Source organism: Phenylobacterium sp. LjRoot219, from assembly GCF_964252995.1.
Classification (GTDB): domain Bacteria; phylum Pseudomonadota; class Alphaproteobacteria; order Caulobacterales; family Caulobacteraceae; genus Phenylobacterium.
The window spans coordinates 155,743-178,281 of record NZ_CAXUQI020000002.1 but is presented as its reverse complement, the minus strand read 5'-3'; the positions used below and the strand labels follow the sequence as shown (position 1 = coordinate 178,281).

Here is a 22,539-nt window from a genome sequence, read left to right as displayed (position 1 = left end):
GCGCGGGGCTCGCCGGTTCTGTTCTGTCGGCCCTCGGCCGAGCCCGCGGCTCAGGCCTGGTTGGTGAAGATGATGGTGCCGGCGGCGCTGAACATGTTGCCGACCCCGTGGCAGACGGAGATCTTCGCGTCGGCGACCTGGGCGGCCGCAATTCCGCGCATCTGCCGCACGCTCTCCTGCAGGGCGTACATGCCGTACATGCCTGAATGCATGTAGGAGAGCCCGCCGCCGTTGGTGTTCATCGGCAGTTGGCCGCCCGGTGCGGTGCGTCGCTCGCGGAAGAAGTCCTTCGCCTCGCCCTTCTGGCAGAAGCCGAGGTCCTCGAGCCCGTAGAGCGGCAGGTGGGCGAAGGCGTCGTAGATCATCAGGTGGTCGACGTCGGCGTGGCTGACGCCGGCGGATTCAAATGCCGCCTGGCCGGAGACGCGGAACGCCTTCGACGTCGTGAAGTCCTCCATCATGCTGATGATCGGGCATTCCACGCTCTCGCCGCTGCCCATGATGTAGACCGGCTTGGTAGGGAAATCCTTCGCCCGCTCGGCGCTGGTGACGATCAGCGCCCCGCCGCCGTCGGTCACCAGGCAGCACATCAGCTTGCGGAACGGGTAGGCGATCATCGACGAGTTCAGCACGTCGTCGACCGTGATCGGGTCCCTGGCGAAGGCCCGCGGGTTCATCGCCGCCCACTCGCGCTGCACGACCGCGACCCGGGCGAGGTCCTCCGCCGTCGCCCCGGTTTCCTTGAGGTAGCGCAGCACCGGTACGGTGAACATCGTCGCCGGAATGCTCACCCCATAGGGGACTTCGAACTGGCCGAGCAGGCTGGCGGGCTGGGCGGCGTAGCGCGGCGCAGCCACCTGGGAGCGCCCCGACTCGCCGTGGGTGATCAGCACCGTGGTGCAGTAGCCGGCGGCGATGGCGGCGGCGGCATGCCGGACGTGCAGCATGAAGGAGCAGCCGCCGACGTGGGTCCCGTCGATCCACTTGGGCGTGATGCCGAGCATGGCGGCCGTGCTCCAGGGGCTCTCGCCGGCGGCGCAGACGCCGTCGATGTCCTGGGGCTTGAGACCCGCGTCGGCCATGGCGTTGAGCGCCGCGTCGAGATGCAGGCCGAGGTTGGAGAGGTCCGGTATGACGCCGAGCTTGGTGGTCTCGGCGGCGCCGACGATGGCGATGGCGTTGGGCTTCATGATCTCAGCGCTCCGCCGGCTGGAAGAGCGGCAGCGAGATCTCGTCGCTCTCCGCCTGGAAGGTGACCTCGAGCGGCATGTCGAGCAGCAAGGCCTCCGGGGTCTGCGGGCAGCCGATGATGTTGGTCATCATCCGCGGGCCTTCGGCCAGGGCGACGACCGCGATCGAGTGCGGCTCGGTCCCCATGTCCGGGCGCGGCCGGTGGTTGATGATGTAGGAGTAGAGGGTCGCCTTGCCGCTGGCCCGGTAGACCTCGACGTCGCGGCTGGCGCAGCGGGGACAGAACGGGCGCGGCGGGAAGTAGGATTCCGCGCAGGCGCGGCAGCGCTGCAGGCGCAGCTCGCCCGCCCGGCAGCCGTCCCAGAAGTGCTGGGTCTCGGGAGTCGGCATCGGCAGGGCCCTGGGCATGGTCTTTCGCGTCCTTCCTTCGCCTCGCGTCCGTTCGACGGGCGCGGGGCCAGCTTGGCATGCCTGAGCCGCGCCGGCAGCCCTGCTCGATCGGCAACAAAGCAATGCTCCGAACGAATAGCAATAGCGGCGGCGGAAAAATAATTGTTGAGCGTATAGCGAATGCGCCGCCGCCCGGCGCCGCGCTCAGGCCGGGGCGGGCGCCGCCGCTGCGCGCGGGCGGATCAGGACTGCCTCGTAGGCGGCGCGCAGCGACGCCGGGATTTCAGCTGGGCCGTCCGCATTGGTCATGACCAGGACGGTTTCGCCGTAGAGCGTGGCGCGGCCGTCCTGGCGGGCCAGCTGGCCGACCAGCACCGAGCTGCGCCCGATCGCCAGCACCCCGGTGCTCACCTCGACCGGCGCGTGATGGTGCATCTCGCCGGCGTATTCGATGCTGAGCGCGGCCACGACCGGCCGCAGCCCCTCGCGGATCTCCGAAAAGCCCGCCGTGCGGTTGAGGCCGACCCGCGCCTCCTGCAGGATCACGGCGGCCGCCGCATTGTTGATGTGGCCCTGCATGTCCACGTCGCTGAAGCGGGTCTGGATCGTGCTCGTCACGGGGAAGGCCGCGCCGTCCAGGCGCAGGCGGTCGATACGCGCCAACTCGGAAACTCCTCTACACAAACCAGGCGAAGCCTTCCGCCCGCCGCTAACGTTATGACGCCTAGGCATTTCGCATCAAGACGCAGCTGGACGCCTCGGGGGCGACGGCGAACGGACGGCGCTTGCGCGCAAGGAGCCCGCAATGGGTCCCTTATGGCCAAAACCCAATGACAGCGTGGCTATGCAATATGTCAAATCCGTAATAGGCCTTCGTGCGGGGCGGCGAATCCGCCCCTCCGAGGGCCGCTATGCATAGCTTCCGTCGCATTGCGTATGGCGCCCGCCCGGCGAGGGGCGGTCCGCGGCAGGTCGCCGTTGGATGGCGCAAGTGCCTGCCGGACAATGTTTAGTCGCTTGTAATCAAACGCATTTTGCCGGCGCACCTCGCCGCTGTTCGGCAAGTGTCGGCCGCGTTCAGCGAGGTGAACTCGCAAATATCACTAAACCGAAAACCAAATAATACGCGCTGGGAGGAACTATAGTGACCAACAACAGGCCGGAATGGCTGAAGGCTGCGCTTTGGTGCGGGTGCGCGCTGTCGGCGCTTGCCGCGTCGGAATCGGCGTACGCGCAGTCTGCGCAATCCGCGACCCTCGGCGAAATCGTCGTCACCGCCCAGCGGCGGGCCGAGCGGCTCGAAGACGTGCCGATGGCGATCACCGCCATCACCCCGGAAGCCGCGGAGGCCCGCGGCATCCGCAACGTCCAGGACCTCGGCCAGGCCGTCGCCGGCGTTCAGGTCAATTTCCAGGGGTCGTTCACCTATCCGGCGGTGCGCGGGATCACCTCGCTGACGACCGGCATCGGCTTCGAGAACAACGTCGCGCTCTACATCGACGGCTTCTACCAGCCGGACTCGATCGCGGTGAATGCGGACTTCGCGAACATCGAAGGCCTACAGGTGCTGAAAGGTCCGCAAGGCGCGCTCTACGGCCGTAACGCCACCGGCGGCGCCCTGCTGCTGACCACCCTGCGGCCGTCCGCCACCCTCGAGGGCAAGCTCGACGCGCGCTACGGCAACTTCAACGACGGCTCGATCAGCGGCTACGTCTCCGGCCCAATCACCGAACGCGTGCGGGCCAGCGTCGCCGGCTATGCGCGCAAGACCGACGGCTACTACGACTTCCTCGACGCGAGCGGGCAGAAGACCGGCGACGCCGCCCCGCTCAAGTCGGCGGCGGTCCGCGCCAAGGTGGAGGCGGAACTGACCGACGACCTCGTCGCGACCCTCGCCTACAACTACATCGACCATGAAGACGCCCGCGGCTCGATGTTCACCAACGAGCAGTTCCGTTCCGCGCTTCTGCCGCCGAAGGTCGGGCGGCTCTACGAGCCGCGGACCTTCGCCTCGAACCGCGGCCGGCCGGCGACCGACGCGATCGTCAAGGAGGGCACGCTGACCCTGGCCTGGCAGACGCCAGTCGGCGCCCTGAAGTCCTACACGGGCTACGCCAACCGCCAGATGAAGACGATCTTCGACTTCGACGGCAGCTGGGCGGACCTGAGCTTCAGCAACTCCCGCTACTTCGCCGACACCTTCCAACAGGGCGTCGACTTCAACCTCACGTCCATCGAGAACCTCGATCTGATCGTGGGCGGCAGCTACTACTCCGACCGGACCAAGACGGCCTTCAGCGACGGTTTCTCCGGCAACCGGCTGCTGGCGCGTCAGACCAACACCTTCCAGAGCGAGGCGTGGGCGGCGTTCGCCGACGGAACCTACCATTTCAACGAGAAGCTCTCGTTCAACCTCGGCGGCCGCTACACCGTCGAGGAGCGCAAGGTCCGCTTCGCGGCGACCAGCTTCCCGTCGCTGCTCGTCTCGCAGACGCCGGAGAATCCGAGCAAGACCTACCGGAACTTCAGCCCGCGCGCCTCAATCCGCTACGAGATCGAGCCCGGCACGAACGTCTACGCCCAGATCTCCCGCGGCTTCCGCACCGGCTTCCAGCAGGTGATCGCGCTCAGCCCGACCGTCGCCCAGGCTTTCGACATCAAGCCGGAGAAGATCACCGCCTACGAGATCGGCTTCAAGACGGCGCGGTCGAACCTGCGCTTCGACGCGGCGGCCTTCTACTATGACTACAAGGACCTGCAGGTCGGCATCACGGTGCCCAATCCGCTGACGCCGGCGGTGCCGATCAACCTGACCTCGAACGCCGACAAGGCCGAGGTGTACGGCGTCGAGGCGCAGACCACCTGGGCGCCCATCGAGCACCTGGAGATCAGCGTGAGCGCCGCCTGGCTGCACGCGCGCTACGAGGACTTCGCCAACGCCACGGCGAACGGCTTCAACGCCACGACCCGGCTGAACGTGCCGAACCAGCGGCAGGATTGGAGCGGCCACGAAATGGCCCGCGCGCCGGAATTCTCGGCGACGCTCGGCCTGACCTACACCATTCCAGAGGTGTTCGACGGCGACCTCGAGGCCACCGCCAACGTCAAGTACACGGACGGCTACGTCCTCAATAACCCGTCGCTGTTCGGTCCGCTCGCCGGGCCGGCGCTGGCTGACGAGCAACGCTACCGTCAGGGCGCCTACACTCTGATGAACGCGGCGCTCAACTGGACCGACCAGAGCGACAAGTATGTCCTCGGCGTGTGGGTCAACAACCTGACCGACGAGGACTACCGGCTGTCGCGCAACGGCTCGACCTTCGGCGACTACGGGGTCTGGGCTTCGCCGCGGACCTATGGCGTGCGCGTCGGCTACCGCTACTAGCGCCGGCTTCGCGTCCTCTGGCGCGTCGGCGACGACGCGCCAGAGGAAAGCGGACGCCGGGTCTATTCGCCGAAGCTGTAGCGGAGACGGACGCCCCACATCCGCGGCGGGCCGATCAGCAGGTCGGCGATGCCGAAGGTCCGCCAGCCGCCGCCGAGGTTCACCGGATAGATCTCGTTGGTGACGTTGGTCACGAACAAGGCCAGGTCGACCGGGCTGTCGAGGACCTGGTCCCAGTTGGCGTTGAGGTTGAGCAGGTCGGTCGCCGGCAGGGTGCCGTAGATCGGCGTGTCGCGGTTGGCGAGCTGCTTGTCGGTGTGGGTGTAGGTGGCGCCGAAGTAGACCTTCCCGACGTCCTCATCCAACGGCAGCGTGTAGGTGGCGGTGAGGGTGAGGCGGTTCTTCGGCGACAGCGGCAGCGGGTCGCCTTCGGCGGCGGCCGGCGTGAAGGCCAGGAACGGACTGTCGGGCGGCAGGGTCGGCGTCGTGAGGTCGAGCACCTTGGTGTTCAGGTAGGTGTAGCCGAGGTCGAGCCGCAGGCCCTCCAGCGGAATGACCGTCGCGTCGATCTCGATGCCCCAGATGCGCGACTTGCCGACGTTGGCGATGCCGGCCCCGCCGGTGATGATCCGCTGGTCCTTCGAGCTGAGGCCGCCGAAGATCTGCTGGCCGGAGAAGTCGTTGTAGAAGGCGGCGAAGTTGAAGAAGCCGCTGATGTCGCCCTGGTAGCTGGCCTTGGCGCCGACTTCGTAGGAGTCGACCTTTTCCGGGTCCCAGGTCTCGACGCCGACGTTGGTCAGGTTGATCCCGCCCTGGCGGTAGCCGCGCGCGTACTTGGCGTACATCAGCACGTCGTCGGTCGGCTTGTAGTCGAAGTTGATCAGCCAGGTCGGCTTGTCGGACTTGTTCTTGATCTCGTTGTGGCACTGCTGGGGCGCGGTCACCGGCAGGTTGGTGCGCGCGCCGGTGGCCGGGTTGATCGCGAAGAACCGGGTGATGTCGTTGCAGGTGCGGAAGAACTGACCGTTCAGCGGGTTGAACTGCAGCCGGGTGCTCTCGCTGGCGGCGACGATCTTGTCGAACGTCCAGCGGCCGCCCAGCGTCAGGGCGAATTGATCGGTGAAGTTATAGGTGCCCTGGGCGAAGACCCCGTGGTTGTCGAAATCGAACTGGGTCCGCGACAGCGAGTAGCTGCCGAAGCCGGGCAGCGGATTGGCGCAGTTGAGCCGCTGCGGGTAGTCGCAGTCGAGGAAGGCCGAGGTGGTCTGCGAGTTCCAGCCGAGCGGCCGGCTGAACTCCAGGTAGCCGCCGATCACCCAGGTCAGGCGGTCCTCGAAGTTGTTGCCCTGGAACTGCAGTTCCTCGGTGTAGGTCTTCTGGGCGGCGGTGTAGCCCTCGTCCGAGAAGTCGAGATAGGTGAGTTGGATCGGCTGTCCGCGCCCTGAGGGAATGGGGAAGTCCCCGGGCACGAAGGAGTTGTCGCTCCAGAGATTGAACCGCGAGTTCTCGCGGAACTCGCCGTAGCTGGCGATATTCTTGATCGTCAGATTTTCACTGACGTTCCAGGTCGTGGTGTTGATGATCTGCCACTGCTTGAGGCTGATCTTCGGATCGAGCGCATTCACTTCGACGTCGCGCAGGCCGTCGCCGCGGGCGTTCTGCCGGTCGACCTGGGCGCAGCCCACCCGGGCGCCGAACGCGCGGCCGAAGTTATCGAACGGCGCGGCGATGCTGTACGGCTGGGTGGCCGCCGCCCGGTCGCAGTCGACCCACTTCGAGGCGAACCCACGCCCGAACGAGTTGCTGTATTGGCCGATCGTGTAGTTCTCGAGCTCCGGCGTGATCTCCGCCAGGACGCCGAGCCGCGCGGCGAAGTAGTTGACGTCGTTGTAGTTGTCGGGGCCGATCCCCGAGTGATTGCGCATGTAGCCTTCGCGCTTGTTGCGGTCGACCGACAGGCGGACCCGCAGCGCCTCGGCGAATGGCAGGTTGAGCATGCCCTGGAAGCGCTTCATGTCGAAGTTGCCGGCTGAGCCCTCGACCCAGCCTTCGAAGCGATCGACCGGCCGGTTGGGCACCAGCAGGATGGCGCCGCCGGTGGTGTTGCGGCCGAACAGCGTGCCTTGCGGTCCCTTCAGCACCTGGACGCTCTGCAGGTCCATGAAGGCCCCGGAGCCGACGGTGTTGCCCGAGGTGGTGCCGCCCTGGGCGCGCAGGCCGACCACGTCGGCGAAGTAGACGCCGACCGTCGGCGCGGTGCTGATTTCCTGGTTGAAGCCGCGGATCGCGAAGGAGGCCTTTTCTGGCCCGAAGCGCTGGTTGGCCGACAGCGACGGCGTGTAGGTCGCCAGATCGGTCGGCAGGACGATGTTGCGCTGGTCGATCTGCTGCTGGTTGTAGACGGTGATCGAGATCGGCACGTCCTGCAGCCGTTCCTCGACCCGCCGCGCCGTGACGATCACGTCGCCCAGCACCGTCGGCTGGGACGCGGGCGCGGGCCCGTCCTGCGCCTGCGCCTGCGCGGCGGCCGCGCTCAGGCTGATGGTGAGCGCGCTGCCGAGATAGAGCGCGGCCTTGTTCCACTTGCTGGGCATCTTCCCCCCGTTCCCTGGGTGGGGAGCTCTGGCGCTGAGATCGCTGATCGACCCTTCGCCGCTTCCCACCGCTCTATTCTTTGAGCGTTCGGTCAGATATCGTGGGTACGTCGCAAGCTGTTGTCAAGCTGGCCACAGCGCCCACGCGGCAGGCTTTATATTGTGCAACCGAATAACTTAGCGCGCGGTCGTGGCGGGCCGCGGGCGATAAGGCGGGCGAAGGCCTCGCCTACCGAATGCGCGGAGCATTGACGCAGAAGGGTTCGGCGATCGTTGACAGGCGTCGGACTCGAATTTAAGCATTTGCTCCGATAACTAGACGCAAGCGGCCGGCGCGAACCGGAACGCCGGCGCGACATCAAGGGGACGGGATCGGGTACCGCCGGCCGCCCCCGCAGACAGGGAGCGAGCCATGAACGCAGCGGCAGACCTCGATTCGGAAACGGACCGGCTCGTCAGCCTGGTCGATGCGGAGAACCCGTTCGACTACGATTACGCCGAGATGCTGCCGCGGCAGCTCGCGGCGATCGACGAGCGGTTCCAGGACCGGGTCCAGAAGATCAAGCTGCTGCAAAACCGCGCCGAGACGGGCGCGATCACCGAGGTCCGCCAGCTGGCCGACGTCGTGCCGCTGCTGTTCGCGCACACCGCCTACAAGAGCTATCCCGAAGGCTGGCTGAGCGAGCAGAAGTGGGACCGGATGGGCCGGTGGCTGGACACGGTCTCGACCAACCGCGTCGCGCCGATGGACACCAACGGCGTCCAGGGGCTCGACGATTGGCTGCAGCGGCTGGAGGGGCAGGGCCATTACGTCTCCTGCTCCAGCGGCACGACCGGCAAGTGCGCGATGATGAACGCGGTGATGTCGGACCTGCAGTTCTCCGGCCACAGCCTGCTGCAGGGCCTGGTCTGGCAGGGGCTCGGGCCCAATCACGACCGCAAGATGATCAGCCTGGGCCAGGTCGCCGCGACGCCGCGCAACCAGGCGACCGGGCGGCCGATGTTCGAGGCGATCAGCCGGCCGGACGCGCCGCCGTTCACGCCGAAGGCCCCGCCGATCACCATCGGCGGCATCACCGAGATGGTGGTGCTGCGCAAGAAGATGGCCGAAGGCACGGCCAAGCCGGGCGAGATCGCCTACTACGAGGCGCAGGCCGCGGAGCGCGAGAAGGCGATGGAGTCCTGCGTCGAGCAGGCCGCCGACGCGCTGATCGAAAGCCGCGAGATGAAGCTGCACATCATGGGGCTGTTCGCGCCGCTGTACCGGGTCGCCGAACTGGTCCGCGCTCGCGGCTACAGCGGCAAGGACTTCCACCCGGAGAACAGCTGCTTCATCAGCGGCGGGCTGAAGCGCGCGGTGCTGCCGGCCGACTATCGCGAATTCGTCTTTGGGACCTTCAACCTGTCCGGCCACCGCATTTGCCAGAGCTACGGCATGCAGGAGCTCAACACCAACGCCGTGCGCTGCAAGTGCGACCGCTACCACATGGCGCCGTGGACCGTGCTGCTGCCGCTGGACGAGGCCGGCGAGACGCTGGTCGAGCGGCCGGCGTCGGGCGAGTTCGAGGCCCGGGCCGCGTTCTTCGACCTGTCGCTCGAAGGCCGCTGGGGCGGGGTGATCTCCGGCGACAAGATCCGCATCAGCTACGACCCATGCGCCTGCGGGGCCCGCAGCCCGTCGATCCATGAGGACATCCAGCGTTATGCAGACATGGCCGGCGGCGACAAGATCGCCTGCGCCGGCACCATCGACGCCTACGTGCGCGGCGTCGCCTGAGATGGGCGAGGCCGGGCAGGAGAGGAGCTGACCATGCCGACCCTCGATGACCTCGAACTGGAGCAGCTGGCGGTCGGGACGCCGGAGTTCGCCGCCGACCCGTTGCCGCAGCTGGCCGCGGCCCGCGCCAAGCATCCGTGGCTGGCGCGCTCGGAAGCGGGCTACGTCGTCACCGACTATGCGGCGATGAAGGAGATCCTCAGCCTCGACGACAAGCTCGCGATGTCGGTCGAACAGATCGTCGACATCATGGGCGCCCACGGGACCGGCTGGGGCCGGTTCACCCTGGAGATGATGCTGGCGCGCTCTGGGCCTGAGCATCAGCGGCTGCGGGGCAGCGTGGCCGAGGCCTTCACGCCGCGCAGCGTCAACCGCCTGCGGCCGCTGATGCGCAGCGTCGTGAGCGAGTTGCTGGACGAGTGGGCGCCGAAGGGCGAATTCGACTTCTGCGAGTTCGCCGCCAACTTCCCCGTGGCGGTGATGTTCCGGCTGATCGGCGCCTCGCCCGCGGCGATCCCGCGCATCCGGTCGTCCCTGGAGGTCCAGGGCTCCAGCTACGCCCTGATCCCGGAGATGATGCCGACGATCGAGGCGCACTATCAGACGCTCTGGCGCTTCGTCGACGAGCTGATCGTCGAGCGCGGGCCGGCCGGCGGTCACGGCGACCTGCTCGACGACCTGATCGCGGCCAACGTCGCGGGCGCGCTGACCGACGTCGAACTGCGGCAGATGCTGATCTTCCTGTTCGGCGCCGGCTACGACACCTCGAAAAACCAGCTCACCCTCATCATGCAGCGGATGCTCGATCATCCGGAGATCTGGCGCCGCTGCGCGGAAGACCGGCCGTTCTGCGACAAGGTGGTGGAGGAAGGCCTGCGCTTCGCCAGCCCCTCCAACATCTACCGCAGCGTGACCGAGGCGTTCGAGTATCGCGGCGTCACGTTGCCGGCCGGCGCCATGCTGTTCTTCCCGACCACGCTCGCAGCCCGCGACGCCCAGCACGTCCCGCGGCCGGACGTCTTTGATCCCGAGCGCACCCATACCAACCGGCACCTGGCCTTTGGCCGGGGCATGCACATCTGCCTCGGCCAGTTCATGGCCCGGGCGCAGATCGAGGAAGGCGTCCACCTGATCGCCCAGCGCCTCGCCAACCCGCGGCTCGCGGGCGAGGTGACCTGGCGGCCGTTCCCCGGCGTGTGGGGCATCAAGTCCCTGCCGATCGTCTTCGAGCCCGCTCCGCCGCGCTCCGCCCCGGCGGAGCTGGCGGACGCGCAGCCGTAACCGCATTTGAGTCAGGGGTTGTCCGTGAACCAGATCACCGAACCGAACGCCGCCGCCCGCGAGTCCGGCGCCGCCGCGCCCGCGCCCTTCTTCGTCCGCGGCAAGCTGGTCGAGGGGGCCGAGGTGCGGCACAAATCGCGCGACCTCGGCGTGGATTTCGTCACGCCGGCGATCGATCTCGACGCGCTGGTCACGCCGCGCACCGAGCCCGGGCCGTTGTTCGACGTACCGCTGGACGAGATCCTCGACTTCCTGGTCGCCTCCGGCGAGGCGATGAAGCGCGACGAGAAGGGCTATCTGCGCGAGGCGATCGAGCGGATCTCGGCGACCAACGTGCTGCCGCGGTCGGTGATCGAGGCCAATGTCCGGATGTCGGCGGAGTATCTGAACAAGTCGATGCTGCTGGAGTACGCCCAGCAGAACCTGGGCGACGTGAAGCTGCTCGACGGCTGGGTGCCGCGGGTGGACAGCGCCGGCCGCCGCAGCTTCACCCGGGCCTTCCCCTCGCGGCTGATCCACGTGCTGCCGGGCAACTCGCCGATCGTCTCGGTACAGTCGATCGCCCTGGGCGCGATGACCAAGGGCGTGAACCTGTTCAAGATGGGCTCGAGCGACCCGTTCATGGCGGTCGCCATCCTGCGGACCATGAGCGAGGTGGACCCGAACCACCCGCTGCCGCGCTCGATGTCGGCGGTCTACTGGCGCGGCGGCGACGAGGCGGTGGAGCGGGCGCTCTATCGGCCGCAGTACTTCGACAAGATCGTCGCCTGGGGCGGCGGCGACGCCATCAACAACGTCATCAAATATCTCGGCCCCGGCTTCCAGCTGGTCTCCTTCGATCCGAAGACCTCGATCTCCATGATCGGCCGCGAGGCCTTCGGGTCCGAGGCGGTGCTCGACGAGGTCGCCACGCGGGCGTCGAGCGACGTCGGCATGCTCAACCAGGAAGCCTGCGTCTGCAGCCGGGTGCTGTTCGTCGAAGGCGACCGCCAGCAGGTCGACAGCTTCAGCGCGCGGCTGCAGAAGAAGCTCGTCGAACGCAACGCCATGGGCGGCAAGGCCCCGCCGCTGCCGCGCGACCTGGCCGAGGAGATCGAAGGCCTGCGGAGCATGACCGACGACTTCGGGGTCTGGGGCGCGCCGGACGGCAGCGGCCTGGTCATCCGCTCGGACGAGCCGGTCGACTTCCACCCGATCCAGAAGACCGCCAACGTCGTCCAGGTGAACGACCTCAAGGACGCGCTGAAGTGGGTCAACGTCGCCACCCAGACGGTGGGCGTCTATCCGCCGGCCCGCCAGGCGGAACTGCGCAACGGGCTGGCCAGCGGCGGCGCCCAGCGGATCGTCAGGCTCGGCGACGCCGGCGGCCAGTCGATCGGCGCGCCGCACGACGCGATGTACATCATGCACCGCTTCGTCCACTGGATCGTGCACGAGGACGGCTTGGCGTCCGCCTAAAGGCGCGGTGCGCAAGGCCCCTGACGCCGGCCGGCGTCAGGCCCAGCGAGAGGATTGACGTTGGCGCGGCGGAGCATTGAGGACACGGCGGCCACCCGGGAGGCCATCCTTGACGCCACCGAGGCGGTCATGGTCGACGAGGGCTATGCGGCGGTGACCTCGCGGCGCGTGGCCGAGCGGGCCGGCCTCAAGTCGCAGCTCGTCCACTATCACTTCGGCACGATGGATGACCTGTTCGTCGCCGTCTATGAGCGCTCGGAGCGGGAGTTCCTGCGCCGCCACCTGCAGGCGGTGACCTCGGCCAATCCGCTGCGGGCGCTGTGGGAGCTGAGCATCCATCCGCAAAGGACGCGGCTCGCGCAGGAGCTGACCGCGCTGTCGAACCACAAGAAGGCGATCCGCAAGATCACCGCCCGGGTCATCGAGCAGATGCACTCGATCAACTCGGCCTTCATCACCAAGTACCTGGAGGAGGCCGGCGTGGATCAGGCGAGGTATTCGCCGATGGTCATCTCCTACATCATCAACGGCGTCTCCCGCTCGCTGGTCAGCGAGGAGGCGCTGGGCGTCGAGGTCGGCCGCTCCGAGGTGCTCGCCTGCGTCGAATCCCTGCTGACGGAAGTCGAGGCGCAGCACCGGGCGAGGGCGCTGACGCCCGCCTGATGGCGCGCGGCGGCCGCCGTCAGAGCGCGGCCTCGGCCATCACCGGCGTGCTCAAGGTCCTGGCGACATGCGCGCCGAGCCGCAGCGCCAGGGCGCTGATGGTCAGCGAGGGGTTGGTCCCGCCGGCCGTCGGGAAGACCGATCCATCGCAAACGAACAGGTTGCTGGACCCGAACACCCGCAGGTTGGGATCGACGACCCCGCGGCGCGGCGTGGCGGCCATGCGGGCGGTGCCCAGATGGTGCGCCGCCGACGACAGCACCTGTGGCCATTCCTCGGCGGCGTCGAGACGCAGCGACGCGACCCGTTCGTCCGCTCCCAGGCCCTTGGCGATCAGCGAAAAATACCGGTCGAAATGATCCCATTCGTCCTGCGGCATCTGCCAGTCGACCTGGGCGATCGGATAGCCGAACCGGTCGCGGTTGCGGTCCGACAGCACGACCTTGCTGGCGTGGTTCGGCGCCTGTTCGGCCATGACGTAGATGTCGCCGTAGCGCGTCGCCGTGCCGACGCCCAGGCGTTCACGCACGACGCGTTGCAGGATGTATCGGTTGGTCAGCAGCGGCAGCAGCTGCCGCGGCGAAAGGTCGGTGACCTTGCGAACCCCGAGGAAGCTCCTGAGCAGGTCGTTCGGCACCCGGGCCGGACCGGTGCCTGGCCGGACGAACACATAGTGGTTGGGAAGGCCAAAGCGCTTCTGCAGCTCGGGCGTCAGCGCAAAGCCGGTGAGGCTGCGCACGTCGGTCACCGGCGGCCCCAACGCACCGGTCTGGTGTTTGTGGAACACGATCTGACTGAAGTAGCCGACCGGATGGTCCATGAGATATCGGCCGGTCGCGGCGGCTCCGGTCCCGAAGCCCTGGCCCGATCCCCGGCCCGAGTTCAGCAGCAGACGCGGCGTCTCCAGCGCCCCGGCGGCGATGATGAAGGTGTCGGCCCGGACTTCGATGGTGCGGTCGCCGCAGCCGACGACCAGGCTGCGCACGGTTCCCTCGGCGTCGGCGCGAAGCTGAAGCGCGACGGCGTGGGTCAGGCAGCGCGCCTTGCCCGCCCGGGTCCAGCCGAGGACGACATCCTTCATCCGGGCTGGCGTGCGGCAGCTCCAGAACGCCTTCGGCGCGAGGATTTCATCGCCGCTCGTCGCGGGCTCGTTCGCCGCTGGCGCGGGGGCTCCCTCGATGCCGAGCCAGCTCAGAGCTTCAGTGTAATGCGGCGCGAGATCGCGGTGGCCGATCGGCCAGCCGCTGTCGGCGATCCAGTCGCGGGTTTCGAAGTCGATCGGATCGAACGGCGCGCAGAGGCCGTGCCACAGGTTGGTGCTGCCGCCGATCTCCACGGCGCGGGTCATCGGCACGCCGAAGCTTCGGCCGGCGATCTCGTGCTGGATGGGCGGATCGCCGCCGCCGGGGCCGGTCCCGCCGGCCTCGATGAACAGCACGTCGATGCCGGCTTCGATCAGCTTCTTCGCGATGGACGCCCCGCCCATCCCTGAGCCGATGATGCAGACCCTGGCCTCGAGCCGGGGCTCGAGCAGTCGCCTTGCGTCGATAATCACTGCTCGCCTCCCGTCATCGAGGTCCTCGCGGCTGATCGAGATCTGGCGGCGCGCTGCGCAATCTCTGTTTTCGCCAGATCGACGATGCGCCGGGCGTTGCCGGCCCAGGTCATGTCGCGCGCCACGATCTCGGCCTGGGCCGCGGCGCCGAGCCGGGCCCGCAGGGCGGAATCCTGGACGAGACGCAGCACAGCCTCCCACATCGCCTCACCGGCCGGCTGGCGGGCGGGATCGAAGAGCAGCGCGGTGCGGCCGTCTTCGAGCAACTCGCGCAGGTTGGGCTGGTCCGGCGCGACGATGGCGCGGCCGGCGGCCATGTACTCCAGGACCTTCAGCGGAGAGGCGTAGGGCACCGCGGCCGGTTGCAGCGCGATGTCGAAGTCGCCGATCAGGCCGGGGATGGCGTGCCGTTCGGCGAGGCCGGTGAAGCGCACGCGCTCGGTCACCCCAAGCTCAGCGGCGAGCCTTTCCAGCTCCGGCCGGGCCGATCCCTCTCCGACCACCACGAGGGACAGCCGTGGGAGGCCGCGCCAGGCGGCGATCGCGCGCACCACCGCGTCCACACCGTGCCAAGGGCGCACGAAGCCGACGAAGCCGAGCACGAGTTCCTGCTTCTTTGCGGCCGGCGGCGGGTCGATCGGCGGCTCCGGGAATTCCTCCGGATCGATGCCGTTCGGCACCACGACGATGCGCTCGGGCGACACCCCCGCCGCGGCGACGTGCTCGGCCAGCACCTCGGTGACGGGCAGCACGTGGCTGGCGGCGCGCCAGACGAAGGCCTCCGACCAGCGGGCGAGCCGGCGCAGGCGAAGATTGTTGAAGCGCGCCCGCTCATCGGCGAGCGGCGCGTTCACCTCGACCAGGAGCGGCAGGCCGCGCCGGCGCGCCAGCAGTGCGCCGGCGACGTAGAACAGATTGTAGCGCTCGTAAATGACGTCCGGGCGAAAGGCGTCGGCCGCGCGGGCGAGGCGCCAATAGGCCGGCGCGCTGTAGGCGAGTTCCGCCAACTCCATGACGACCGCAGGCATCCAGCGGCGCAGCAGGTTGAGGAAGCGGCTCTCGCCGCCGAGGCTGGTCCGGTCGTAGGCGGCGGGACCGACGACCAGCACCTCGTGGCCGGCCGCCCGCAGCGCCGCGACCATCGCATCGAGGTGCACGCCCTGGCCGTCTTTCGACAGGATGCGGTGACTGTAGAGGATCCGCAGACGGCGGCCGTTCTCGGGGGTTCGTGCAACGACGCCGGCCTTGGCGCGCACGCCATTTGGCGGGTCGGCGCCAATGACTTGGCCGGGGTCAGTAGATCGGCAAGCGCCCCGATCCGCTGGCGTTTTGTACTGGTCCAGAGACGCCTGAGCGCGGCGCCCCAGGACGGAAATCGAACTGTCGCGCCCCATCGTTTTCGATGAGCCTCCGGATCAACATGATGATCAACGCGATACCTTGGGTTGTCAGACGGCGCCCCAGGAAATGATGGTCCCGAGCTCTGCTATATGGCTTGCGCGCACAGCGCCGCGAGGTCGGGCCTCGCGGAAGGCTTCCTACCTGGAGATGTGTGCCGAGCGCGCGCTAGATCACTTGACGACGGTGACGAGCGGCTTGCCTTTCTCGACGATATAGGTGGCGAGTTCCGAGGCGCTGTCGGCGCCGACATTGCGCGCGGCGTGGATCGTCCCCGCGGGGACGAACAGGACGTCGCCAGCCTTCAGGGTCACCGGCGGCTGGCCCTGGACCTGGTATTCGATCGAGCCTTTCAGGACGTAGACGATCTCTTCGCCCGGGTGGGTGTGGCCGGGCGCCACCGCGCCGGGCGGGAAGTCGACGCGAACCTGGATCGCCTCGCGTCCCGGGATCGAGAGGTCATGCCGCTGCAGGTCGGTGCGCGAGGTTGCAGGGGCCGTCTGCGCCTGGGCGGTGGTTGCGCAGAGGCAGACGCTCATCAGGCCCGCGACCAGGGCCGACGCGCGGCGGGAGATGGGCGGAGCGAACCTGGGCATGAGGCCCTCCAGCAGGCGATCACATGAACTCTGCGCGTCCGGCGCGGGGTTGGTCAACGACGCGGCAGGCCACCATCCGGCCTTCCCGGCGTTCCCGGAGATTGACGTCGCCGCACTGAACTTCCCGCAACCAAGGAACCCCCGATGAAGATCCTGATGGTCCTGACTTCGCACGACCAGCTCGGCGACACCGGGCGCAAGACCGGCTTTTGGCTAGAGGAGCTCGCCGCGCCCTATTACGTCTTCAAGGACGCCGGCGCGCAGATCGTGCTGGCCTCGCCGAAGGGCGGCCAGCCGCCGCTCGACCCGAAGAGCAGCGAGCCGGACTCCCAGACCGACGCCACCCGGCGGTTCGAGGCCGATCCCGAGGCGATGGCGGCGCTGGCCGCGACGGTTCCCCTGAGTTCGGTCTCGCAGGCCGAGTTCGACACGGTGTTCTATCCCGGCGGACACGGACCGCTGTGGGATCTGGCCGAGGATCCGCAGTCGATCCGGCTGATCGAGAGCACGCTGGCCGCCGGCAAGCCGCTCGCCCTGGTCTGCCACGCGCCCGGCGTCCTGCATCGCGCCCGCACGCCGGAGGGCCGGCCGCTGGTCGAGGGGCGGGAGGTGACCGGCTTCACCAACAGCGAGGAGGCGGCGGTGGGCCTGACGCAGGTGGTCCCGTTCCTGGTCGAGGACGAACTGCAGCGGCTCGGCGGTCTCTTCTCCAAGGCGGCGGATTGGCAGCCCTATGTGGTGACCGACGGCCTACTGATCACCGGGCAGAATCCGGCCTCGTCCGGGCCGGCCGCGACGGTCCTGCTCGAACGCCTGGCCGGCGTGTCCAAGTAGCTCCGCAAGGCGGACGCCGACGCGGGCACCATTGGCGCAGCTGCCGCGTTCTCGCCTGGCGAGGAGGCTCCACACATGCGGGTTCTGATCGTCTTCGGCACCACGGAGGGGCACACCCGTGAGATCTGCCATTTCGCCGCCGATGTGCTGCGCAAGGCGGGCCACACGGCGACCACCGAGGAAGCCGCCCGGGACAGCGCCGACGTGCAGATCGGGGCCTATGACGTGGTGCTGCTGGCGGGCTCGCTGCACATCGGCCGCTACCAGCCGGGGCTGGTGCGTTTCGCCCAGGCCCGCGCGGATGAGCTGAACGCCAAGCCCAGCGCCTTCATCTCGGTGTCGCTGTCGGCGGCCGGGGAGAACCCGGACGATTGGGAATGCCTGGAGGACTGTCTCGCCCGCTTCGAGCACGAGACCGGCTGGACGCCGCATCAGGTCCACAAGGCCGAGGGGGCGATCAAGTACAGCCAGTACGACTTCTTCAAGCGGCTGGCGCTCAAGCACATCGCCGCCAAGCGCGGGCAGGCGACGGTGACCTCCCGCGACTACGACCTGACCGACTACGACGCCGTGCGGGCGTTCGTGCTCGACTTCGTGCGGGCGGATAGGGGACCAGCCGTGCTCAGCGACCCGCGCTGATGCGCGCCCGTCACGGAGCGGGTTTGGATCTGGCGCCGCGGGGCGACAGCCGACCGTCCCCCGCCAGGCGCAGGATCCGCTGAAACTTCGGGCACTCCAGATGACTGGGGGCGGCGCACTCGGCGGCGTGCCGCAGGCCGTCGCGCATCGCCTGCAGTCGGCGAATTCGGCCGTCCAGTTCGTTCGCCTTGGCCTGCAGGCGATCGCGGCCGATGCGGGGGCGTCCGTCGGGTGCGAACATCTGGGCGATCTCGTCGAGCGAGAAGCCCGCCGCCCGGCCGAGCGCGATCAACGCCAGGCGCTGGAGGATCTCTGGATCGAACAGCCTGCGCGCGCCGCGTCGGCCGATCGAGGCCACCAGGCCCTTCTCCTCGTAGAACCGGATCGTGGACGCCGGGACGCCCGAGCGACGGGCGACCTCGGCGATGTCCAGATCATTCATCGCTTGACCTCAAGTTCACTTGAACTTGCAGACTGCGGGGCATCCTCGAGAACAGCAAGCGAGCAAGCGCCATGCCTGATCCCAACCGTCAGCAGTTCGAGCACTGGAACGCCTCGGCGGGACGCACCTGGGTCGAGATGCAGGAACTGCTCGACAAGGTCCTGGCGCCGATCGCCGCCGCGGTCGTGAGGGAAGGGTTTCCCGGGCCGGGCGGCCGAGTGCTCGACCTGGGCTGCGGCGCCGGCGCGACGACGCTCGAGATGGCGCGGGAGCTCGGCGTGGCTGGGCTCTGCCTCGGGATCGACATCTCGAAGGCTCTGGTGGACGCCGCCGAGCGTCGGAGCCGCGAGGCCGGACTGTCGTCCGCCGCCTTCGTCGCCGGCGACGCTCAGACCTTCCGCTTCGAGCCGGCCGACTTCGACGCCGCGATCTCCCGCTTCGGCGTGATGTTCTTCGAGGATCCGACGGCCGCGTTCGCCAACATCCGTCGGGCTTTGCGACCGGGCGGCAAACTGGTGTTCGCGGCCTGGCGCGACCCGGCCGAGAATCCCTTCATGACGACCGCGGCGCGCGCCGCCGCCGTCCTGCTGCCGGACCTGCCCGTCGTCGATCCGGACGCTCCGGGCCAGTTCGCCTTTGCGCGGGTGGAACGAATGCGACAGATCCTCGCCGACTCTGGCTGGACGGACATCGACATCCGGCCCTTGGACGTCGCGGCCACGCTTCGAGAAGCTGAGCTGGTCAGCTACGTCACCCGGATGGGGCCGGTCGGCCAGGCGCTGCAGGCGCTCGAAGACGCGGAACGCGCGCCGATCATCGACGCCGTGCTGAGGGCTTATGAGCCCTTCGTGCACAACGGCGTCGCCGCCTTTGATCTCGCCTGTTGGCTGGTCACAGCGCGCGGCTAGGGCGCGGCGGACAGGGCCGCAGCGTTCAGCTCGCCCGGGTGAGCTTCACGTGGACGCGCGGGATGGGGCCGTGGATGGTCTGCAGCTCGGTCGCGCCGGCGTCCACCAGGATGCCCAGGCTGGCGGCCGCGGAGATCGCCGTGTTCAGCGCCTGCTCGGCTTTGCGGACCGCATCCGCCGCGGCTTGGATCTGGTCTTCGGTGGCGACGAACGCAGGCATCCGGTCCTCGGGGGCTGGGCTGGCCCGGACGACTGTCCGCCGTCGCTCCCCGCACTGCAAGGGCGCAGGCGGGTCACCTGTCTCGGAGCGGCGGATTCCTCCGGGAGGGTCAATCCGCGACGCCGGCCAGGAGGGCGCGGCGCCAGCTGAACCCCGCCTCGGCGATGCGCTCGGCGGGCGGGCGACGGTCCGGGCCCCAGTCGTCGGCGCTGAGCGCCAGGCCCGCGCCGTCGTGGGGGAAGATCTCCGGCCGCTGGTCGCGGCTGTAGACCCGCCCGGTGGGCGCGAAGACATGGCTGGCGCGCACGCCTTCGCCGACAATCACCACCGGACAGTTCCAGGCCGCCGCGAGGCTTGCGAACAGCGTCCGGTTGCGCGGGGTGTCCCAGGCGTCCGGCCGGCCCGGGGCCGGGCAGACCTTCACCGCCGTCGGCCAGGCGGGGGAGGGATCGAGCTCCACCAGGAAGCCGCAGTCGGGCGGAAAGAGCTCGGGCGGCAAGAGGTCGTCGGAGCCGCGCCAGAGGCAGGCGAAGCTCTTGCAGGAGGCCGGATGCTCGCCCCAGACGCTGCAGCCGGCGCCCGCGCCGGCCAGCTTCGCGCAGGGCGTGAAGGCCGGCTTCTGCAGTTCGCGCACGCCCATGATGCTGCAGCACAGATCGCAGCCGTTGCAGCGGCGGCGTGTGGTGTGCGCGGCGAGCGCGGAGCGCCAGACGGAGACCTCGGTCATGGCGCGCCAAGCTGGGCTGACCCCCGCGGCCGGGCAACGGCCTCGGCGGGCCGAAGCGGTCATATTCCCGCCCACGGCGCAGTCGATCTCTTCAAGCCAGCACTTCCGAAGGGACGAGCCGGGTGAGCGAGCCGAACGCCAACGAGCAGTATCTGCTGGAGCTGATCAACGCCGAGCGCGCAGGCGCGGGCGTCCAGCCGCTGGCCGGCAACGGCCAACTCAACGTGGCCGCCGAAAACCACAGCCAGTGGATGATCGACGCCGACGTCTTTTCGCACACCGGGGCGAACGGCTCCTCGGCGACCGCGCGGATGCAGGCGGCCGGCTACCAGTTCAGCGGCTCATGGTCGAACGGCGAGAACATCGCCTGGATGAGCCTGCGCGCGCCGACCGGCTACGCCGACGAGGTGCAGCAACTGCACGTCAACCTGATGAACTCCGCCGGCCACCGGGCGAACCTGCTCAACGGGAGCTTCACCGAGGTCGGGCTGGGCTTCCAGGTCGGCGAGTACCAGGGCTGGCAGGGCGCCTTCGTCACCGAGGACTTCGCGCGCGTCGGCTCGCAGCATTTCCTGACCGGCGTCGCCTACGCCGACGGCGACGGGGACCGCTTCTACGATCCCGGTGAAGGGCTGGGCGGTCTCACCGTGACGGCGGTCAGCGCTGGTGGGGCCACCTACGTCGCCCAGAGCTACGGCTCGGGCGGCTACGATCTCGCCCTGTCGACCGGCAGCTACACGGTGACCTTCTCGGGCGCGAACATCGCCACCAGCACGCAGCACGTCGAGGTGGGCGCGCTCAACGTGAAGCTCGACCTGGTCAACCCGGCTTCCGGGGTGCAGCCGGGAAATCTGATCGGCGGCGCAGACGCGGACAATCTGGTCGGCGTGCTGGGCGCGGCCAACTACATCCGTGGCAACGACGGCGGCGACACGATCACCGGGGGTGATCGGTACAACGACGTCAACGGCAACAAGGGCGCCGACAGCATCGTCGGCCGATCCCAGAGCGGCGATTGGCTGCTCGGCGGACAGGGCGACGACCGGATCGACGCCAGCGCCTCGAGCGGCCACAACATCCTCAACGGCAACCTGGGGATCGACGTCGTCATCGGCGGAAGCGGCGGCGACACGCTGCGCGGCGGGCAGGGCGACGACCTGGTCCAGGGGGGCGCGGGCGCCGACCTGATCTTCGGCGACCTCGGCGTCAACACCATCACCGGCGGCGCGGGCGCTGACACCTTCCGCAACGGCGCCGGCGTCGCGCGCGACCTCGTCACCGACTTCCACCAGGCCGAAGGCGACCGCGTCCAGATCGACGCCAGCCTGACCTACGCCGTCGCCCAGGCGAGCGGCGACGTGGAGATCGCGGTCTCGAACGGCGACGTGATCGTCCTGCAGAACACCAGCCTCACGTCGCTGACGCAGGGCTGGCTCATCCAGGCCTAGCGCGGCGCGCGGCGATCAGGCCTTCGCGCCGTCCCGCGCCGCGAACCAGTCGACCGCATCCCGCACGGTGTCCTTCACCGGCCGCGGGGTCCAGTTCAGGTCGCGCCGCGCCTTGCTGTTGTCCAGCTCCTTGAAGACGTCGGAGAGGTACACGGCGTCGGTGCTGACGATGAAGTCCTTGCGGCCCATCAGCTTCGCGATCCGCTCGGCGATCCAGGCCACCCCGTAGGCGACCGGCAACGGGATCAGCTTCGGCGTCTTGCTCCCGCCGTGGGCCGCCGCCATCGCGTAGAAGTCGCGATTGCGGACGTATTCGTTGGCGATGATGTAGCGCTCGCCCAACCGGCCGGAGGTCTCCGCCGCCACCGCGGCCTCGGCCACGTCGCGGATGTCGACGATCGGCTGGCCGACGTCGACGCCGACTGGGGTCTTGCCGTTGGCGACGTTCCACAGGGCGCCGTTGTGCGGCGTCGGCTGGTAGTCGTCCGGCCCGTAGGTGTTGGCGACGCAGAGCGCGACGCCCGGCAGCCCCTTCTCGTGGCAGTAGGCGAGGAACTGGGTCTCGGCCTCCAGCCGGGCGCGGATGTAGGGCGGCGCCCGGTCCAGCCAGTTGAAGGCGATGTCCTCGCTGACCGGGCCGTTCGGGTTCACGCCCAGCGTGCCCATGCTGCTGGTGAAGATGAAGCGCTCGACCCGGCAGGCCAGCGCCGCCTCCATGGCGTTGACCAGCCCTTCGACATTGTTGCGGTAGATCGGCGTCTGGTCGGTCAGCCAGAACCGCGGGTCGACCACGCTGTAGAAGACCGAGCTGCAGCCCTGCATCGCGGCTTTCAGGCTGGCCGGTTCGAGGACGTCGCCATAGACGATCTCGACGGGCAGGCCCTTCAGCGCCTCCTGGTTGCTGCTCTTGCGTAGCAGCACGCGCACCTTGCGCCCGCGCTGGACCAGGAGCCGGGCGGTGTGGCTGCCGACGAAGCCGCTGGCGCCGGCGACCAGAACCGGCTTTTCGCTATGAGTGTCCATCGTGCCTTCG

General features: G+C 68.7%; 20 protein-coding genes. 9 read left to right on the top strand and 11 right to left on the bottom strand.

The window, feature by feature from the left end; genetic code table 11:
- Positions 1–50: 50 nt before the first annotated feature.
- The 3 genes from ACSQ14_RS18820 to ACSQ14_RS18810 form a co-directional block, all read right to left on the bottom strand.
- Positions 51–1,190, bottom strand: coding sequence for a thiolase C-terminal domain-containing protein (locus ACSQ14_RS18820; RefSeq protein ID WP_436015759.1), 1,140 nt, complete (start codon positions 1,188–1,190; stop codon positions 51–53).
- A 4-nt stretch (positions 1,191–1,194) separates the two neighbouring features.
- The gene (locus ACSQ14_RS18815) at positions 1,195–1,599 is read right to left on the bottom strand and encodes a Zn-ribbon domain-containing OB-fold protein (RefSeq protein ID WP_436015757.1); all 405 of its coding nucleotides are present in this window, start codon (positions 1,597–1,599) and stop codon (positions 1,195–1,197) included.
- A gap of 186 nt (positions 1,600–1,785) precedes the next feature.
- Positions 1,786–2,244, bottom strand: coding sequence for an acyl-CoA thioesterase (locus ACSQ14_RS18810; protein WP_436015755.1), 459 nt, complete (start codon positions 2,242–2,244; stop codon positions 1,786–1,788).
- Between the two features lie 481 nt (positions 2,245–2,725).
- Between ACSQ14_RS18810 and ACSQ14_RS18805 the strand changes: the two genes are divergently transcribed.
- Entirely contained in the window at positions 2,726–4,966 is a 2,241-nt protein-coding gene (locus ACSQ14_RS18805) for a TonB-dependent receptor (protein ID WP_436015753.1), read from the top strand.
- 62 nt (positions 4,967–5,028) lie between these two features.
- Here the strand turns inward: ACSQ14_RS18805 and ACSQ14_RS18800 are convergent, their stop codons facing one another.
- Entirely contained in the window at positions 5,029–7,560 is a 2,532-nt protein-coding gene (locus ACSQ14_RS18800) for a TonB-dependent receptor (RefSeq protein WP_436015751.1), read from the bottom strand.
- A 412-nt stretch (positions 7,561–7,972) separates the two neighbouring features.
- Here ACSQ14_RS18800 and ACSQ14_RS18795 point away from each other — a divergent pair, with 412 nt between their 5' ends.
- From ACSQ14_RS18795 to ACSQ14_RS18780, 4 genes are read left to right on the top strand one after another with little or no spacing between them, the layout of a single operon-like run.
- A complete protein-coding gene (locus tag ACSQ14_RS18795) occupies positions 7,973–9,337 on the top strand; it encodes a hypothetical protein (protein WP_436015749.1) in 1,365 nt (454 codons plus the stop codon).
- A 33-nt stretch (positions 9,338–9,370) separates the two neighbouring features.
- Positions 9,371–10,618 (top strand): cytochrome P450, encoded by a 1,248-nt coding sequence (locus tag ACSQ14_RS18790; protein ID WP_436015747.1) that lies wholly within the window; start codon positions 9,371–9,373, stop codon positions 10,616–10,618.
- A gap of 24 nt (positions 10,619–10,642) precedes the next feature.
- Positions 10,643–12,076 carry an acyl-CoA reductase gene (locus ACSQ14_RS18785; protein WP_436015745.1) on the top strand — a complete coding sequence of 478 codons (1,434 nt, stop codon included), beginning with the start codon at positions 10,643–10,645 and terminating at the stop codon, positions 12,074–12,076.
- Between the two features lie 60 nt (positions 12,077–12,136).
- A complete protein-coding gene (locus tag ACSQ14_RS18780) occupies positions 12,137–12,739 on the top strand; it encodes a TetR/AcrR family transcriptional regulator (protein ID WP_436015743.1) in 603 nt (200 codons plus the stop codon).
- A 19-nt stretch (positions 12,740–12,758) separates the two neighbouring features.
- Here ACSQ14_RS18780 and ACSQ14_RS18775 read toward each other — a convergent pair whose 3' ends face one another.
- From ACSQ14_RS18775 to ACSQ14_RS18765, 3 genes are all read right to left on the bottom strand, one after another.
- Positions 12,759–14,294, bottom strand: a complete 1,536-nt coding sequence (locus ACSQ14_RS18775; protein ID WP_436015741.1) for a GMC oxidoreductase — start codon at positions 14,292–14,294, stop codon at positions 12,759–12,761.
- A complete protein-coding gene (locus tag ACSQ14_RS18770; protein WP_436015739.1) occupies positions 14,291–15,550 on the bottom strand; it encodes a glycosyltransferase family 4 protein in 1,260 nt (419 codons plus the stop codon). The genes ACSQ14_RS18775 and ACSQ14_RS18770 overlap by 4 nt, the downstream gene beginning before the upstream one ends.
- Positions 15,551–15,865: 315 nt before the next feature.
- Positions 15,866–16,288 (bottom strand): cupin domain-containing protein, encoded by a 423-nt coding sequence (locus ACSQ14_RS18765; RefSeq protein ID WP_436015738.1) that lies wholly within the window; start codon positions 16,286–16,288, stop codon positions 15,866–15,868.
- A gap of 144 nt (positions 16,289–16,432) precedes the next feature.
- Here ACSQ14_RS18765 and ACSQ14_RS18760 point away from each other — a divergent pair, with 144 nt between their 5' ends.
- Entirely contained in the window at positions 16,433–17,122 is a 690-nt protein-coding gene (locus tag ACSQ14_RS18760) for a type 1 glutamine amidotransferase domain-containing protein (protein ID WP_436015736.1), read from the top strand.
- Between the two features lie 75 nt (positions 17,123–17,197).
- Entirely contained in the window at positions 17,198–17,761 is a 564-nt protein-coding gene (locus tag ACSQ14_RS18755; protein WP_436015734.1) for a flavodoxin domain-containing protein, read from the top strand.
- A 10-nt stretch (positions 17,762–17,771) separates the two neighbouring features.
- Here the strand turns inward: ACSQ14_RS18755 and ACSQ14_RS18750 are convergent, their stop codons facing one another.
- Positions 17,772–18,203 carry a helix-turn-helix domain-containing protein gene (locus ACSQ14_RS18750; protein ID WP_436015732.1) on the bottom strand — a complete coding sequence of 144 codons (432 nt, stop codon included), beginning with the start codon at positions 18,201–18,203 and terminating at the stop codon, positions 17,772–17,774.
- Positions 18,204–18,274: 71 nt separating this feature from the next.
- Between ACSQ14_RS18750 and ACSQ14_RS18745 the strand changes: the two genes are divergently transcribed.
- Positions 18,275–19,111: a class I SAM-dependent methyltransferase gene (locus ACSQ14_RS18745; protein ID WP_436015730.1), complete on the top strand. Its 837-nt coding sequence runs from the start codon at positions 18,275–18,277 to the stop codon at positions 19,109–19,111.
- Positions 19,112–19,136: 25 nt separating this feature from the next.
- On the opposite strand, the gene ACSQ14_RS18740 is transcribed toward ACSQ14_RS18745, so the two are convergent.
- Together ACSQ14_RS18740 and ACSQ14_RS18735 are read right to left on the bottom strand one after the other, a co-directional pair.
- The gene (locus tag ACSQ14_RS18740) at positions 19,137–19,331 is read right to left on the bottom strand and encodes a hypothetical protein (RefSeq protein ID WP_436015728.1); all 195 of its coding nucleotides are present in this window, start codon (positions 19,329–19,331) and stop codon (positions 19,137–19,139) included.
- Between the two features lie 109 nt (positions 19,332–19,440).
- Positions 19,441–20,058 (bottom strand): hypothetical protein, encoded by a 618-nt coding sequence (locus ACSQ14_RS18735; RefSeq protein WP_436015726.1) that lies wholly within the window; start codon positions 20,056–20,058, stop codon positions 19,441–19,443.
- Positions 20,059–20,180: 122 nt separating this feature from the next.
- Between ACSQ14_RS18735 and ACSQ14_RS18730 the strand changes: the two genes are divergently transcribed.
- A complete protein-coding gene (locus ACSQ14_RS18730) occupies positions 20,181–21,506 on the top strand; it encodes a CAP domain-containing protein (RefSeq protein WP_436015724.1) in 1,326 nt (441 codons plus the stop codon).
- A 15-nt stretch (positions 21,507–21,521) separates the two neighbouring features.
- Here ACSQ14_RS18730 and ACSQ14_RS18725 read toward each other — a convergent pair whose 3' ends face one another.
- On the bottom strand, positions 21,522–22,529 hold the full coding sequence (locus ACSQ14_RS18725; protein ID WP_436015722.1) for an NAD-dependent epimerase/dehydratase family protein: 1,008 nt from the start codon (positions 22,527–22,529) through the stop codon (positions 21,522–21,524).
- Between the last annotated feature and the right edge of the window lie 10 nt (positions 22,530–22,539).

What these genes read in the sequence shown, in the direction of transcription:
- ACSQ14_RS18820 (WP_436015759.1), bottom strand. Translation starts at nt 1,190, where the DNA reads ATGAAGCCCAACGCCATCGCCATCGTCGGCGCCGCCGAGACCACCAAG.
- ACSQ14_RS18815 (WP_436015757.1), bottom strand. Translation starts at nt 1,599, where the DNA reads ATGCCCAGGGCCCTGCCGATGCCGACTCCCGAGACCCAGCACTTCTGG.
- ACSQ14_RS18800 (WP_436015751.1), bottom strand. Translation starts at nt 7,560, where the DNA reads ATGCCCAGCAAGTGGAACAAGGCCGCGCTCTATCTCGGCAGCGCGCTC.
- ACSQ14_RS18795 (WP_436015749.1), top strand. Translation starts at nt 7,973, where the DNA reads ATGAACGCAGCGGCAGACCTCGATTCGGAAACGGACCGGCTCGTCAGC.
- ACSQ14_RS18790 (WP_436015747.1), top strand. Translation starts at nt 9,371, where the DNA reads ATGCCGACCCTCGATGACCTCGAACTGGAGCAGCTGGCGGTCGGGACG.
- ACSQ14_RS18765 (WP_436015738.1), bottom strand. Translation starts at nt 16,288, where the DNA reads ATGCCCAGGTTCGCTCCGCCCATCTCCCGCCGCGCGTCGGCCCTGGTC.
- ACSQ14_RS18760 (WP_436015736.1), top strand. Translation starts at nt 16,433, where the DNA reads ATGAAGATCCTGATGGTCCTGACTTCGCACGACCAGCTCGGCGACACC.
- ACSQ14_RS18755 (WP_436015734.1), top strand. Translation starts at nt 17,198, where the DNA reads ATGCGGGTTCTGATCGTCTTCGGCACCACGGAGGGGCACACCCGTGAG.
- ACSQ14_RS18750 (WP_436015732.1), bottom strand. Translation starts at nt 18,203, where the DNA reads ATGAATGATCTGGACATCGCCGAGGTCGCCCGTCGCTCGGGCGTCCCG.
- ACSQ14_RS18745 (WP_436015730.1), top strand. Translation starts at nt 18,275, where the DNA reads ATGCCTGATCCCAACCGTCAGCAGTTCGAGCACTGGAACGCCTCGGCG.
- ACSQ14_RS18740 (WP_436015728.1), bottom strand. Translation starts at nt 19,331, where the DNA reads ATGCCTGCGTTCGTCGCCACCGAAGACCAGATCCAAGCCGCGGCGGAT.
- ACSQ14_RS18735 (WP_436015726.1), bottom strand. Translation starts at nt 20,058, where the DNA reads ATGACCGAGGTCTCCGTCTGGCGCTCCGCGCTCGCCGCGCACACCACA.
- ACSQ14_RS18725 (WP_436015722.1), bottom strand. Translation starts at nt 22,529, where the DNA reads ATGGACACTCATAGCGAAAAGCCGGTTCTGGTCGCCGGCGCCAGCGGC.